The following is a 14,146-nucleotide window of genomic DNA, read 5'->3' as shown; positions in this document are numbered from 1 at the left end:
CAGGGGCGATCAATGTCGTTGCGTTTTGTGCAACGGGGGGGGGATGGCGGTGCGTACGTCGTTGTTTTTTTTTGTTGGGGCGGCGCTCGATCTCCGCCGCGCCACAAAAACAACGGCAAGCACCCTGGCACACATCACAACGCCATACGCACCGCCTTGGCCATCTCGGTCGCCAATTCCCGGCTCATGCCATCCAGGGTACGGCCCCGGCGCGTGACGATCTGGATATCGGTCGCGTTCATCGCCTCGCAATCAATGGCCAGGGCCTTGAAGGTGCCGCTCTTGAGCTCGTCGATGATCGGCAGCTCAGCCAGCAACGTGGCCCCCAGCCCCGACCGCACGAAATCCAGAATCACCGCCAGGGAGTTGGACGTGAGGGTCGGCACAATGGCAAACGGCTGGTCCTTGCACGCGGCATCCGCCAACTCGCGCACGCGGAAATTGGCACCGGGCAGCACCAGCGATTCCCGGGCCACTTCGGCAAGGCTGACCGTGGAGCGTTCGGCCATGCGGCTGTCGCGGTGCACGATCATCCGCAGTGGCTGCGCCAAGCTGAACAGCCGCGTGAGGCGGGCTGCAGGGTTGGGCGCAAACACCACGCCCAAATGCGCCTCGTCGGCCAGCACCATGCGCTGCACCTCCAAGGACGGGGCGCTGATGATCTCGGCCTTGTGCGCATTGTGCGCATGCAAGAAGCCCTGCAACGAATTGATCGCCCGGGCGCCCAGCAGGCCTTCGCCAATGGCGATCACCGTCGAGGCCTGCTGGCGGGCGCGCAGTTCGTCCAGGCGGTTGACCAGCAGCGCGTGCTGGCGGGTGCGCTCGATGTAGTAGTCCACGGCCGCTTCGCCGGCGGCGGTCAGGCTGATGCGATGGGTGCCGGGGCGGACCAGTTCGATGCCCAGTTCTTCTTCCAGCCGGGCGATCTGCCGGCTGACCGATGAGGTGGCGACACCGAGCACTTCGGCAGCGGCGCGCATCGAGCCCTTGTCATGGCTCAGGTGCAGGTAGCGCAGGCGATGGTCCTGCAGATCGATATGGCGGGTGGGCATGACCTCGACCTCGGGGTAATCACGGCAGGCATTGGCGTGTCCCCATCGATCCTGGTGGGGCGCTGGCTTGATGTTTTTCTTGTGTGCTCGGCGTGGGTTGGCCGGCGTTGTCGCGCTCCATGCCAGGCCATCCTACACGCGTTTTTTTCTGGCAGAAATCATGTGAAAAAGGCACTAAAAATTTTTCGTGATATCAGCGTTGGTCTTTAGTTTTTTTTGCGCTGTTCAGCTCAGCCTATCTCAGCCTTTAAATTCATTTAAATCAGATGGATAAGCGGTTTTTTATGAATCTTCCTGAGTGCTGCTAGCAGATTTTTCGTGAGTTTTAGCGTGAAAATTCAATTGACAATTCACGTAAATCGCCGCAAATATTTGTCACCGGCACCTAAAACAAGAGAGACAGACCATGCCGCCCAAAGCTGCCTACGCCCCTCTGCATGGCCAGTGCTTGCCTTCACCGAGCCCAGCCAACACCCCCCACAAGCATCAGTACAAAAACCGCGCCTGAGACGGAGAAAGTCCATGGAATCGCTTTGCCTGCGTGCCGCGCCTGTGTCGGCGCTCGCCTCTGGCCCTGCCTTCGAGGCCTTGCTTGACGGTGTTCGTGATCGGGCTCGCCTCGGTGAGTTCGACCGCCAGCGCCACATATCCCGCGATGTGATCGACGCGTTCAAGGCCCATGGCGTGTACCGCGCCCTGGTGCCCAAACGCTTCGGTGGGCTTGAATGCTCGCCGGGTGCCTTCTGTGAAATGGTCGAACGCATCGCCCATGCAGACGGCTCCGCCGGCTGGGTGGCCAGCTTCGGAATGAGCCCCGTGTACCTGGCGGCGCTGCCGCTGGAAACCATCGCCGAGATCTACGGCAACAGCCCCGACACGGTGTTCGCCGGTGGCATCTTCCCGCCACAGCCCGCCGAGATCGTGCCCGGCGGCTTCAAGGTCAACGGCCGCTGGAAGTACTCCAGCGGCTCCATGGGCGCCGACATCGTCGGTGTCGGCATCGCCCCGCGCAATGGCGACAAGCTTGACTTGCCACGCCTGGCAGTGATGCCGCGCCAGCAAGCGCGCATCGAGCAGACCTGGGACACCGTCGGGCTGCTCGGCACCGGCAGCCACGACCTGGTGGTCGAGGACGTGGTGGTCGGCGAGCAGTGGACCTTCGTGCGCGGTGGCAAGCCCAACCTGGACGAGCCGTTTTTCCGTTACCCCTCGCTGTCGTTCGCCACCCAGGTGCTCTCGGTGGTCGGCTTGGGCATCGCCCGCGCCGCGCTCGACGAACTGTCGGGCATGGCCAGTGGGCGCATTTCGGTCACCGGCGCCCCGGCACTGGCTGACCGGCCGCTGGCCCAGGTCGATGTGGCCAAGGCCGAGGCGGCGCTGCGCTCGGCTCGCGCGTTCTTCTACGAGTCCATCGAACGAGCCTGGGAGCACGTCCTGGCGGGGGATCCGGTACCGGTCGAGGTCACCAACCTGTTGCGCCTGTCCTCCACTCATGCCGCCCGCGTGGCCGCCGAAGTGGCGCGCAGTGTACAGATGCTCTCGGGCATGACCGGCATCTACAACGAAAGCCCGCTGGCCCGCTGCGTCAACGATGCGCAGGTGGTGACCCAGCACGCCTTCATGGGCGACGTCACCTACCAGAACGCCGGGGCGATGTTCTTCGGTAAACAGCCCCTTCCGGGCTACCTGTAACTTTCAGGATATTTGTCATGAGCGATAAGAAAACCTTGCGCGTGCTGTTCTGCATGGGCATCAACCAGAACTTCTTCGATGCCCCTCGCGAGGAGCAGCTTCAGGTGTGGGCCGCCTTCAGTGCGATGTGGAATGGCATCCACGACCTGGCCGGGGTGAACGTGCTGGGCAACATGGACGATGACCAGGGCATGGTCGGCCCGTCCGACGGCTTCCCCTGGACCACCTACCTGTTGGCTGACGTACCGGACATCGAGACCGTGCACGCCGCCTGCAACCTGTTCCGCACTACGGCCGTGGGCGAGGGGCCGTACAAGCTGTGGCGCTATGCCAAGGTCGAGGCCCGTGTCGGCCGCGAACTGATCATCCAGCGTGCCTGAGTAGAGGAAGCCCCCGTGAGCAATCTGATCCCCGCCGTCAACCTGACGGTCGACCCGGCCGCGCTGGTGCAGCACGACCGCGTCCACACCTCCCTCTACACCGACCCGGCCCTGTTCGACGCCGAGCTGCAGAAAATCTTCCACAGCACTTGGGTCTGGGTCGCCCACGACAGCGAAGTCCCGGACGCGGGCAGCTACAAGACCACCTTCATCGGCAAGCAGCCGGTGATCGTGGTACGTGACCGCAAGAAGGCCATCAACGTGCTGCTCAACCGCTGCCGCCACCGCGGCGCCACGGTGTGCGAGCACAAGAAGGGCAAGACCAACAGCTTCGTCTGCCCCTACCACGGCTGGGGCTACGCCCTCGACGGTTCGCTGCGCGGCATCCCCCACCCGGAAAGCTACGGCGATTGCATCGACAAGGCCGAACTGCCACTGGTCAGCCTGCGCACCGAAAGCTACGCCGGCATGGTCTTCGCCACCTTCAAGGACGACATCGAGCCGCTCGAAGACTTCCTCGGCGCAGCCAGGAAGTGGATGGACCTGTTCATGAAACAAGGCGCCGGCTACGGCATCAAGGTCCCCGGCGAGCACCGCTTCCGCTTCCCCGGCAACTGGAAGATCCAACTGGAAAACACCACCGACGCCTACCACTTCCCGTTGGTGCACAAGAGCTTCCTGTCCTCGGTCGACGAGCAGACCCTGGAGCTGTTCGACTTCGTCAAAGGCCCCGGCTACGTCGAGGACCTGGGCAACGGCCACAGCGTGATGGTGATGATCCCCGAGCTGGTGGACCTGGAAGCCGACCTCGACAAACCGATCCCGGAGCGCTTCGAGGCCCTGGCCGCCGAGCTGCGCGACGAAGGCATCGACGAGCCACAAGTGCGCCGCATCGTGCGCGCCGTCGGCGGTTCGGGCTTCAACCTCAACCTGTTCCCCAACGTCGCCTGCTCGATGGCGTTCTTCCGCGTGCTGCAGCCGATCTCGGTGACCGAGACCGAAATCCATCACTCTGTGATCACCATGGACGGCGGCCCGGCCGCAGCCAACCGCTACCGCCTGCGCCTGCACGAGCACTTCCAGGGCCCGATAGGCTTCGGCACCCCGGACGATTCCGAAGCCTGGGAACGGGTGCAGAAAGGCGCCCGGGCCGGTGAAGACCTGTGGATCATGCTCAACCGCGGCCTGCCCGGCGAGACGCCCAGCGCAGACGGCCTGGTCTCCGACGTGAGTGCCGAAACCGGCATGCGCGCGGCCTACCAGCAGTGGAAAAAGATGATGTCGGCGTGAGCATGGAGAACACTATGAACCTGCAATTGCTGCAAGAAGTCACTGCCTTCATCTGGCAGGAAGGCGACATGCTCGACCACGGCGAGTACGACACCTGGCTCGGCCAATGGACTGAAAAAGGCACGTACATCATCCCCATCGACCCGAAGCAGAGCGACTACGAGAACACCCTCAACTACGCCTACGACGACCACCACATGCGCGGCCTGCGGGTGCAGCGGTTGATCGGCGGCGAGTCGATTTCCACCAGCCCGCAACCGCGTACCGTGCGCACGCTGTCGCGCTTTCGGGTGCTGAGCGACGACGGCGTCAACGTCACCGTGCGCTGCGCGCAGAACGTGCGGGAATTTCGCAAGGAAAGCCTCAAGCACTACAGCGCCGACCTGACCTACACCCTGGTGCGGGCGGCGGGCGGTTTCAAGATCCACCGCAAGGTGATCAGCCTGATCAACAGCGACGATACCCTTGCCGGTATCGGCTACATCCTTTGAGGAACTGGCCATGAACCAAGTTGCATTGGTAACCGGCGCCGGCCAAGGCTTGGGCCAGCGCTTCTGCGCCCAACTGCTTGCCACGGGCTTTGACGTGGTGGTCTCGGACCGCGATCTGGCACTGGCCCAGGCCAGCGCCGCACACCTGCAGCAAGCGCAGCAAGGGCAGGGCGGCCGCACCCTGGCGGTCAAGCTCGACGTCGCCAGCAAGGCCGATTTCGAACAGGCCCTGGCCCAGGTACTGGCGCATTTTGGCGCCTTGCACGTGGTGGTCAACAACGCCGCCGTGACCAAGACCACGCCGCTGATGCAGATCACCCCGGAGGAGCTCGACGCAGTGGTCGGGCTCAACCTGCGCAGCGTCTTCCTCGGCTGCCAGGTGTTTGGCGCGCACCTGGCCGAGGCCGGCTACGGACGGATCATCAACATGGCCTCGCTGGCCGGGCAGAACGGTGGCACCGCCACGGGTGCCCATTACGCAGCGAGCAAGGGCGCGATCATCACCCTGACCAAGATCTTCGCCAAGGAATTCGCCGCCCGGGGTGTCACGGTCAACGCCATTGCCCCCGGCCCGATCGATTCGCCGGCGGTGCATGCCGCGGTACCGGCCGAGCGCCTGCCGGGCTTGCTGGCGAACATCCCGGTGCAGCGCCTGGGTGACGCCGGCTTCCTTGGCGACCTGATCGTGCAACTGGCGCGGCCCGAGGCCTATTTCACCACCGGGGCAACCTGGGACGTGAACGGCGGCCTGTTCATGCGTTGAAATTTTCGGGGGCGCAGCGCGCCTCCTGTCGTTACACGGGACACCGGCCATGAATGAACAATTGTTGAACGTAGTCGTGCGCAAGCGCGAGATCCAAGGGGCCGACGTGGTCGTCCTCGACCTGGGGCGTGCCGATGGCACGGCGTTGCCGGCCTTCGAGGCGGGGGCGCATGTCGATATCCACGTCGCGCCTGGCCTGGTGCGCCAGTACTCGCTGTGCAGCGACCCGGCCGATGCCACGGTGTATCGCCTGGGCGTGCTCAAAGACCCCGCTTCACGCGGCGGCTCGGTGGGGGTGCACGAGACCTTGCTGGAAGGGCGCGCGTTGCAGATCAGCGCGCCGCGCAACCTGTTCCCGCTGGCGGCGCAGGCGCGCCGCTCGATCCTGCTGGGTGGCGGTATCGGCATCACGCCGATGATCGCCATGGCCCATGCCCTGCACCAGCAGGGCGCGGACTTCGAACTGCATTATTGCGGGCGCTCGCGCAGCCGCAGTGCGTTTCTCGAGGCATTGGCGGCGGCGCCGTTTGCCGCACGGGTAGTGACCCACTTCGACGACGAAGACCCGGCACAGCGCCTTGACCTGGTGGCGGTGCTAGGCACTGCCAACCCAGGTACCCACCTGTACACGTGCGGCCCGTCCGGCTTCATGGACTGGGTGATCGAAGGGGCTCGCCGGCAGGGTTATGCCGAAGACCATATCCACAAGGAGTACTTCCAGGTCGAGGTCGATGCCAGTGGCGCAGGCTTTGAAGTGGTGGCCGCGCGCAGCAACAAGATCGTGCAGGTCGGCGAGGGGCAGACGATTCTCGAAGCGCTGGCTCAGGTCGGCATCAAGATTGATATTTCCTGCGAGCAGGGCGTCTGCGGGACGTGCATGTGCGAGGTGCTCGAAGGCGAGCCGGACCACCGCGATGTGTACCTGACCGATGACGAAAAAGCCGCGAACGACCAGATCCTGGTGTGCTGCTCGCGGGCCAAGTCCAACAAGCTGGTGCTGGATATCTGAGGAGCATGACCATGGTAGACGTAAACCAGTTTCGCAATGCAATGGCGCTGCTCGGCGGCGCCGTATCGGTCATCACCACTGATGGCCCAGCAGGGCGTTTCGGCTTCACCGCATCGGCAGTGTGCAGCGTGACCGACGCACCGCCCACCTTGCTGGTGTGCATGAACCGCGCGTCTTACTCCAACGAGCAATTCAAGGCCAACGGCGCGTTGTGCGTGAACGTGCTGGCCGGCACCCATCAGGAACTGTCGGGGGCGTTTGCCAACCGTAACCTGAGCACGGAAGAACGCTTTGCGACCACCCACTGGACCGTGCTGGAAAGCGGCGCGCCGGTGATGCAGGAGGCGTTGGTGAACTTCGACTGCCGTATTGCCCAGGTGCATGAAGTGGGGTCGCACAACATTTTCTATTGCGAGATCCAGGATATCCGCCATGGCGGGGCGGACGATGGGCTGGTGTATTTCAACCGGGCCTATCACCGGGTGTGCGAGGACTCTAAAGCCTGCTGAATTTGGGGGCCGCCACGCGGCCCCAGCTTTCACGGTGTCTCGAGGTTGTGAAACACCACTTCCAGCATCCGGTTCAGCCGCTGCACCTGCGCCTCGGTCAGCCCCTTGAAGCTGCGCTGGAACAGCTCCCGGGTCACGTCCTGCATGCGCTCGATGTTCTGCAGGCCGACTTCCGTGATGCGCACCTGGGTCACGCGCCCATCCTCAGGGCTTGGCGCAGTATCGACCAGCCCGTCGTCTTTCATGCGGTAGACGATCTTGGTGATGGTCGAGAGTTTGGCAATGGCATGGGTGGAGATCTCGGAAATACTCGATTCACCGTTCTCGTTGAGGATCCACAGCACGCGCCAGCGCGGCACGTCGAGGTCGATCTTCTTGAGCAGACGCTCCATGTTCTGGGTGTAACGGCCATGCACACGGGCCAGCCAGTAGAAGGGGAAATCCTCCTTGCGAAATTCATCGCTGGCCGGGTCGTGATGGCTGTGGCCTTTGTTTTTCGAGTTGCTCATCGGTTCACTACTTGTGCGGAAATAGTCGCGACATCATAGCCGTTTCCGCGTATTTGGCTACCGCAAAACGGTCGGTAATTACTGGAATATTCAGTTGACATTTCAAGTAATCGGCCCGCATTTTATCGGCTGGGCAAAGGCCCGGCATCCATTCTTGAAGAGGGCTGCACAACAATGACAATCATAGTAGAAACCCTTGATCTGGGCGGCACCGGCCCCCGGGTCGTGGTCAAGGACACCATCGATGTCGCCGGTACCGCCAGCCGCGCCAGCAGCCAGGCGTTGGAGGACGCGCCGCTGGCCGAGCGCCATGCCGAGGTGGTCAGCCAGTTGCTGGCCGCCGGTGCCCGATTGACCGGCAAGGTCAGCCTGCACGAGCTGGCGTTTGGCACCACCGGGATCAACCGCTATACCGGCACGGCAGCCAACCCGCGTTTTCCAGGGCGCATTCCCGGTGGCTCGTCCAGCGGTTCGGCCGCTGCGGTGGCGGCGGGCTTGGCAGACTTCAGCCTGGGTACCGACACCGGCGGTTCGGTGCGCGTCCCGGCCTGTTGCTGTGGGGTGTTCGGCCTCAAGCCGACGTTCGGCCGGGTAAGCCGCAAAGGCGTGATGCCAGCGCGCACCAGCCTCGACTGCGTTGGCCCGTTCGCCGCGAGCCTGCCGATGCTGGTGCGAGCCATGAGCATGATCGACCCCACCTTCGTCCCCGCCCAGGTGCCGACCAAGGCGCGCATCGGTGTGTTGCGGGTGACCGCCGAGGCTGCCATCCACAAGGTGGTACACGGGGCGCTGACGGCCAGTGGCTTGCCTTTGGGCAACGTCGAGCTCAAGCATTTTGGCGCTGCCTACGACGCCGGCATGGTAGTGATCAACCGCGAAACATTCGAAGGCTGTGGCCACCTTCTGCAAACCGGCAAGGTCGGCAGCGATATCGCCGGGCGCCTGGCGGCAGCGGGGCAGACCACGGACTCGGCGCTGGCCGAGGCTGAAGAGGTGCGTCGAAGGTTTACCGATGAAGTCGACCAGGCCCTGGCCAGCTTCGACGTCCTGGCCCTGCCGACCCTGCCGGACTTCCCGCTGCGCCTGGAGGATGCTGCCGACACCCGGGCGGTGCTGGGCATGACCTCGCTGGTGCGGCCGTTCAACCTGTCGGGGCACCCGGCGTTGAGCATCCCGCTGGGCAGCGAGGCCGGCTTGCCGGTCGGCCTGCAACTGGTGGCGGCGAAGGGCGCCGACGAAAAACTGTTGGCGGTGGCCGAGCGCTTGCTGCTGAACCTGTATGCCGGTAACGAGCACTGAGGCCAGCGTAGCCATGACCGATATCCTTGAACTGCAGGCCCGGCTGCTCTGCTTCGAACACCAGCAGGCCATCCGCGTCTGCATGAACCGCTACATGGCGCTGTGCGACCAGTTGGACGCCAGCTCACCGCTCGATGAACTGGCGGGGTTGTTCTGCCGTGAGGCGGTGTGGGAAGGCAAGGGCGCCAAGTACGCCGAAAGCTTTGGTGGCTACCATGGCCGCGAGGCGATCCGCGCGATGTTTGCCACCTACATGAAGACGCCGGCGCACTTTGCCTTGAATGTGCACTTCCTGACCAGCGAGGTGATCGAGGTGGCCGGTGATGAAGGGCTTGGGCGCTGGGTGATGTTGCAGACCAGTACCTTTGCCGACGGCGCGTCGCACCTGAATGCCGCCCGGTTGACGGTGCGCTTTGCGTTGGAAGAGGGGCGCTGGCGCATGGCGCATTTCCAGACCGAGAACCTGTTCAGCCGGCCGGTTACGGGGTGGAACAGCGAGGCGCCGTTGCCGGTGCCTGAGTAGAGCGTAGGGCCATTGTTGCTGGGGCCGCTTTGCGGCCCCAGCAGTCTCCCGCTCAAAACGTGCTGACGAACACCACCTGCCCATACAGGTTGTCATTGTTGCTGCCCAACTGCGTCCCCCCTTGCTCGGCACTGCGATCCGGCTGATACAACCCCACCAAGGGCACGACCATCAGGTGATCATTGATGGTCCATTCGGCATAGATATCCAGCTCACGCCCGTCCACATTGCCTAACCTGCGGTCGATGGTATCGAAGTTGAACGCCATCACCCCGAGGTTCAGCGTGGGGCTCGGGCTGACCACCAGGCCAACCTTCTGCACCCGCGCATTGCTATTGAACGGCCCGGCATAGTTGCCCGCCACTTCGCCCTGGAACCACGTCCCAAGCCCGCGCCCAAGGCCGTAGAACAGGGTGTCGTACTGCTCTGAAAAGCGGCTGTAGCGGTAGCTCAGGTTCGGCTGCCAGGGCAGGTTGGCGAAGGTCCAGCCTGCTTCCAGGTACCAGGCATCCTCGGTGGCGGTGTGGGGCTTGTCCTGTTTGGCGTATTCCCCGGACAGGAACAGGTTGTCTACCCCGGCATTGCCCTGGCCACGCAGGCTGTAGGTTTTCATGCCGTCGCGTTCCAGTTGCTGGGGCGAAGCGTATTGCTCGTCGACATGGGTGGTGGCGATGTAGGTCAGGCCGACCGTGCCAGCGTCCGCCACGTGTTCCAGGGTAGCGACGTGCATTTCGGTGTTGGCCTGGGCGCGGTTGTCCGATTGCAGCCACATCAGGTCGCCGCGCCAGCCGCTGCTGCCACCCAGGCGCAGCACGGCGGTCTTGTCGAAGCTCTTGCGCGCCGCCATGTAGTAGGCGCCACCCCGGTTGAACTGCCCATCGGCCAGGCCATGGCCAACGTTCAGCGAGTCCCCCTGAAGCAGAAAACCATCGCCCACGGCGACCATCTGTTTGCCGAACGACAGGTCGATACCGTCCTCGCCCAGCAGCGGTACCAGGTTGCCGGACTTCCAGCCCAGGTAGGCATCTTCGATCTTGCTGGTGCGTTCGCTGCCGTCGCTGAAGCCTGCAGCGTCACCGTCCCCCCAGGTCGCCGAGCTGAGCAGGGCAAAGGCGCCATACAACGCCCCCATGCTCCCCAGGCGCTGGTCGGCACTCAAACCATACTTGATGTAGCCCTCCTGCCAGGAGGTAGAGCCGGGTTGGTCACGGCCAATCACGTAGCTTCGTTCGCTGTGGAATGCACCGAACACGGCTTCCACATTGGCGTTCAGGTGGCGTTCGGCATCGCTGTACAGCTCGTGCGCGGACGCACCCAGCGAAGCCCCGGCCAGGAGTGCGGCCAAGGTACGGCGGTACGGGCGGTGGTGCATGGTCTGGCTTCCTTTGTCATGGTTTTTGGCAGAAGTTCCGAAGACATGCCAATGATCATGAAGCAAGCCCCGGCACGGGCTTTTGCCCTGGCTGCCAGTTGCCTTTGGCGTTGTGCCAAGCTGATGCGAGGGGTGGGAAAACGCAGAAGGCCCCGTTGCGGGGCCTTCGTGGGCAGGTAGCGTTACTTGAGGCCGGCGAGGAAGCACGTCACCGACTGGCGCTCGCCGGCATCCGGCAGCCCTGCGTAAGGCATGTAGGTGCCGGGCACCGCGGCTTGTGGCTGCGCGATGAAGGCGCCGATGGCTTGTGCCGTCCAGGCCGCCTGGCGGGTTTTCATGGCCTGGGAGTAATTGGCCCCTGGCACGCTACCGGGGGTGCGGCCCACCACGTCGTGCAGGTTGGGGCCCATCAGGGTCGGGCCATCCTTTTGCGCCGAGTGGCACGCCGCACAGTCGCGCGCGAATACCTGTTCGCCTTGCTGGCGTTGCGGGGCTGCACACTCTTCGGCCAAGGCCAGCGGGCTGGCCAGGGCGGCAAGCAGGAAGGTCACTATGAACTTGCTGGATACGACGGTCGACATCACGCACGGTTCCTGGGTAAGGCAGCGCCGGGCTGCTTCTTGTTGGTGTTCGGTTTGATTGTGTGCCAGTGCCGGCCGGCAGGTTTTGTTGTGCCTGCCAGGGTGTTTGCTGGGCTTGTCAGTTGCGTGAGGCCCGCCACAGGGGTCAATTGGCGTGACGCTTGCGGTACTCGCCCGGGGTCATGCCAAAGCGGCCCTTGAACGCGGTGCTGAAGTAACTCGAATCGGAAAAGCCCCAGGCATAACCCAGCGACGATACTTTCTGGTCCATCGCCGGGTTGCGCAGGCTTTCGGCGCAGAAGTCGAGGCGGCGGTTACGGATGTACTGGGCGATGACCAAGTCGTGCTTGGCGAAGATGCGGTACAGGCTGCGCATGGAGATGCCCACTTCATGGGCGATGAGTTCAGGGGTCAGCTGCTCGCAGGTGATGCGCTGGTCAATCAGCGCCAGGGCCTTGCGGAACATCCGTTCATGGCTGCCGGGCACTGAGTCATGGGTGATGGCCGGGCGCAGCAGGGCGATCAGCGCATCGAGCACGGCCTGGCTTTCGTTGTTGGCCATGTGTTGGGTGCGGCCGGCCTCGAGCATCATCTGCCGGGCCATGCTGGCCAATGGGGTTTGCGCTTCGATGCGTTTTGCGCAGGCCACGCTCACGCCGCGGGTACCGCTCTGCACCTGGGGGCGCGGCAGGATCAGTGACAGTTGCCGTGAGCGTTGGTGGAAGTGCATGTCCAGTGGGGCGCTGGCGTCGATCAGGGTCAGGTCGCCGGGCCGCAGCTCGATGCGGGCATCCTGGTGTTCGATATGCGAGGTGCCGGCCATCTGCAGCACGGCGTAGTAGTTGTCGGCGCCGCTGGCGCGAATCTCCCGGGCGCTGCGGAACAGGTGGACGTGGGTCATGTCGACGATGCTCATGGAAATCTGGCCTACCTGGCACTTTTCGAGCTGGCCGACGAAGCCTGCGTCGAGCTTGCGGGCGTTGAAGTGGCCGCAGGCTTCGTTGACCTGGCTGAGCCAGGCCTGGAAGTGATCGTCGCAAACACGGGTCGCTGGTGTCATGGGGGGCCTCGCACGGTAAGACGTGGAACGGATCGCTTGGGCGAACTCTTGGATGGGGGGTAAAGCATTACAATTCACTTGAAATTTCAAGCAAAAAACGGGCCTGGGTTTTAAGGGGGTGGAGGGGTTAATTTGCTAATTATTTGTTTTTTAATGAATTTAATTTTTAGGGGATGAGGGTGGCGGGGGGAATTGGAGGATTTTCTTGGGTGGGATGCGTCGGGAGGTATCAATTTCGGGACAGGGGTGTTTCTAGATGTTGCAGTCGAAGTGCATGGCTGGGGATTTTCAGCGCCTATGAGATCGAGCGCCGCCCGCGCGGCGCATCGCGAGCAAGCTCGCTCCTACATTTGTTTCGGGCCAGTGAGGCCTGTGGCATTTGCAGCGACCGCCTTGTTGGTACGACGCGATATTGAGGCGGGCGCCAAAGGGGTCGCGCGCCCATGGCACAGGAATAATTGGCCCGAACAAATGTAGGAGCGAGCTTGCTCGCGATGCGCCGCGCGGGCGGCGCTCGATCTCACAGGCGCTAAAACCGTCATGGCGAACCCCCACCAAAACAACCACAATTCAGCGCCCAAGCCCATCCCCAATAACAATCCCCTCGGCCCGCATCGCGTCAATCAACCCGCCCCGCACATCCGGCAGGTTGAGCATGCTGCTCTGGCGCACCCGGCGCACCTCTTCGCCGCTGTACGGTGGCCATTGCTCGGGTGAACTGTTGCCAGCCATCCCGTCCCGCGCCAGTAGCCAGTTCAGCAAATCGGCTATCTGCTGATCGTTGAGCGCCGACTGTGAAATCCCCGGCACCCGCACCAGAAACTCGCGCCCACCCGGTACCCTCAGAAAGTTGCCGACAAACCCCTGCATGCGCGGCGTGTCGTTGGCCGCCGAGCCCTCGCCGTGGTCCCGGTGGCAGCCGGCGCACTGCAACTGGTAGTTCACCGGCACCGAGTACCCGGCCTGGGCAATCGGCACCGGTGGCACCTCGTTACCCTGTGCCGGGCGCTGGTTGGGGTTGGGCAGGGTCCTGGCCTGGGCGACGGGCGCCAGCAGGCACAGGAGCAACAGCGCCGTCAGACCCTTCACGGCGCTATACCGCCACGCCGCGGATGATGGTCACGGTGCAGTTGTAGATCTTCGACTCCGCACCCAGGCACCAGTTGATGTCGTTGTTGTTGAAGGGCCGATACAACGGCTGTTCATCGTCGTTGCGCGAGCAGGCGCACTGGCCGCAGGCGTGCTTACCGCAGCAATCGTTGTACGAGATGATGTAGTTCTTGCCGTCGGCCGGGTTGCGGCAGGTGCCGATCCAGGTCACCAGCGAGGCATCGGTACCGGGCGGGCATGAAGTGATCGAGCCGCCGCAGCACGAGCACAGAAAGCCGTCGATCGAGCAGTTGCGCCAGTAGTCGCAGCTGGTCGGGTCGCCAGGATCACCCATCTTCGGTTGCTCTGCGGCCAGCGCCTTGGCGGTGCGGTCGATCGGCAGCAGCACCGGTAGCGCCGCGCCCGCGACGATCAGCGAGCCCAGGCGCGCCAACACCTTGCGCCGTGAGGTGGTGTCGGCAACGTGGCGGCTGGAGCGTTCAAACAGTTTGTCGAGAAAACTCATG

General features: G+C 63.6%; 16 protein-coding genes. 9 read left to right on the top strand and 7 right to left on the bottom strand.

Translation table 11 applies throughout. The features are described 5' to 3' along the window. Positions 1-134: 134 nt before the first annotated feature. Complete coding sequence (locus DJ563_RS09920) at positions 135-1,052, bottom strand: LysR family transcriptional regulator (RefSeq protein WP_033698735.1); 918 nt, start codon at positions 1,050-1,052, stop codon at positions 135-137. Between the two features lie 522 nt (positions 1,053-1,574). Here DJ563_RS09920 and iacA point away from each other — a divergent pair. The 7 genes from iacA to DJ563_RS09885 are packed head-to-tail and all read left to right on the top strand — an operon-like array spanning position 1,575 to position 7,186. Next, on the top strand, positions 1,575-2,744 hold the full coding sequence (iacA, locus tag DJ563_RS09915; RefSeq protein ID WP_033698734.1) for an indole-3-acetate monooxygenase: 1,170 nt from the start codon (positions 1,575-1,577) through the stop codon (positions 2,742-2,744). A 17-nt stretch (positions 2,745-2,761) separates the two neighbouring features. Beyond that, positions 2,762-3,124, top strand: coding sequence for a hypothetical protein (locus DJ563_RS09910; protein ID WP_033698732.1), 363 nt, complete (start codon positions 2,762-2,764; stop codon positions 3,122-3,124). A gap of 15 nt (positions 3,125-3,139) precedes the next feature. Then, entirely contained in the window at positions 3,140-4,414 is a 1,275-nt protein-coding gene (locus DJ563_RS09905) for an aromatic ring-hydroxylating oxygenase subunit alpha (protein WP_434519403.1), read from the top strand. A 14-nt stretch (positions 4,415-4,428) separates the two neighbouring features. After that, entirely contained in the window at positions 4,429-4,905 is a 477-nt protein-coding gene (locus tag DJ563_RS09900; protein WP_271907842.1) for an aromatic-ring-hydroxylating dioxygenase subunit beta, read from the top strand. Positions 4,906-4,915: 10 nt separating this feature from the next. Next, the gene (locus DJ563_RS09895) at positions 4,916-5,668 is read left to right on the top strand and encodes an SDR family NAD(P)-dependent oxidoreductase (protein ID WP_434519402.1); all 753 of its coding nucleotides are present in this window, start codon (positions 4,916-4,918) and stop codon (positions 5,666-5,668) included. A gap of 49 nt (positions 5,669-5,717) precedes the next feature. Continuing rightward, positions 5,718-6,677, top strand: coding sequence for a PDR/VanB family oxidoreductase (locus DJ563_RS09890; RefSeq protein ID WP_274100451.1), 960 nt, complete (start codon positions 5,718-5,720; stop codon positions 6,675-6,677). Between the two features lie 11 nt (positions 6,678-6,688). Continuing rightward, positions 6,689-7,186: a flavin reductase gene (locus tag DJ563_RS09885; protein WP_434519401.1), complete on the top strand. Its 498-nt coding sequence runs from the start codon at positions 6,689-6,691 to the stop codon at positions 7,184-7,186. A 29-nt stretch (positions 7,187-7,215) separates the two neighbouring features. Here the strand turns inward: DJ563_RS09885 and DJ563_RS09880 are convergent, their stop codons facing one another. After that, positions 7,216-7,695 (bottom strand): MarR family winged helix-turn-helix transcriptional regulator, encoded by a 480-nt coding sequence (locus DJ563_RS09880; protein ID WP_033698723.1) that lies wholly within the window; start codon positions 7,693-7,695, stop codon positions 7,216-7,218. 174 nt (positions 7,696-7,869) lie between these two features. On the opposite strand from DJ563_RS09880, the gene DJ563_RS09875 reads away from it, so the two are divergent. Together DJ563_RS09875 and DJ563_RS09870 are read left to right on the top strand one after the other, a co-directional pair. Beyond that, positions 7,870-8,994, top strand: coding sequence for an amidase (locus tag DJ563_RS09875; protein ID WP_274100581.1), 1,125 nt, complete (start codon positions 7,870-7,872; stop codon positions 8,992-8,994). Between the two features lie 13 nt (positions 8,995-9,007). Continuing rightward, positions 9,008-9,517, top strand: coding sequence for a nuclear transport factor 2 family protein (locus tag DJ563_RS09870; protein WP_274100580.1), 510 nt, complete (start codon positions 9,008-9,010; stop codon positions 9,515-9,517). Between the two features lie 52 nt (positions 9,518-9,569). Here DJ563_RS09870 and DJ563_RS09865 read toward each other — a convergent pair whose 3' ends face one another. The 5 genes from DJ563_RS09865 to DJ563_RS09845 all read right to left on the bottom strand — a co-directional run bounded on the left by DJ563_RS09865 (position 9,570) and on the right by DJ563_RS09845 (position 14,145). After that, entirely contained in the window at positions 9,570-10,889 is a 1,320-nt protein-coding gene (locus DJ563_RS09865) for a hypothetical protein (protein WP_434519400.1), read from the bottom strand. 182 nt (positions 10,890-11,071) lie between these two features. After that, positions 11,072-11,470 carry a c-type cytochrome gene (locus DJ563_RS09860; RefSeq protein ID WP_274100578.1) on the bottom strand — a complete coding sequence of 133 codons (399 nt, stop codon included), beginning with the start codon at positions 11,468-11,470 and terminating at the stop codon, positions 11,072-11,074. 145 nt (positions 11,471-11,615) lie between these two features. Continuing rightward, complete coding sequence (feaR, locus tag DJ563_RS09855) at positions 11,616-12,530, bottom strand: transcriptional regulator FeaR (protein ID WP_434519399.1); 915 nt, start codon at positions 12,528-12,530, stop codon at positions 11,616-11,618. 570 nt (positions 12,531-13,100) lie between these two features. Further along, on the bottom strand, positions 13,101-13,619 hold the full coding sequence (locus DJ563_RS09850) for a cytochrome c (protein WP_033698713.1): 519 nt from the start codon (positions 13,617-13,619) through the stop codon (positions 13,101-13,103). A gap of 4 nt (positions 13,620-13,623) precedes the next feature. Next, positions 13,624-14,145 (bottom strand): methylamine dehydrogenase light chain, encoded by a 522-nt coding sequence (locus DJ563_RS09845; RefSeq protein WP_027595339.1) that lies wholly within the window; start codon positions 14,143-14,145, stop codon positions 13,624-13,626. Position 14,146 lies beyond the last annotated feature (1 nt).

It is taken from the genome of Pseudomonas sp. NFX1 (assembly GCF_051123555.1).
Lineage (GTDB): Bacteria > Pseudomonadota > Gammaproteobacteria > Pseudomonadales > Pseudomonadaceae > Aquipseudomonas > Aquipseudomonas capeferrum.
This window is presented reverse-complemented; position numbering and strand designations above follow the sequence as displayed.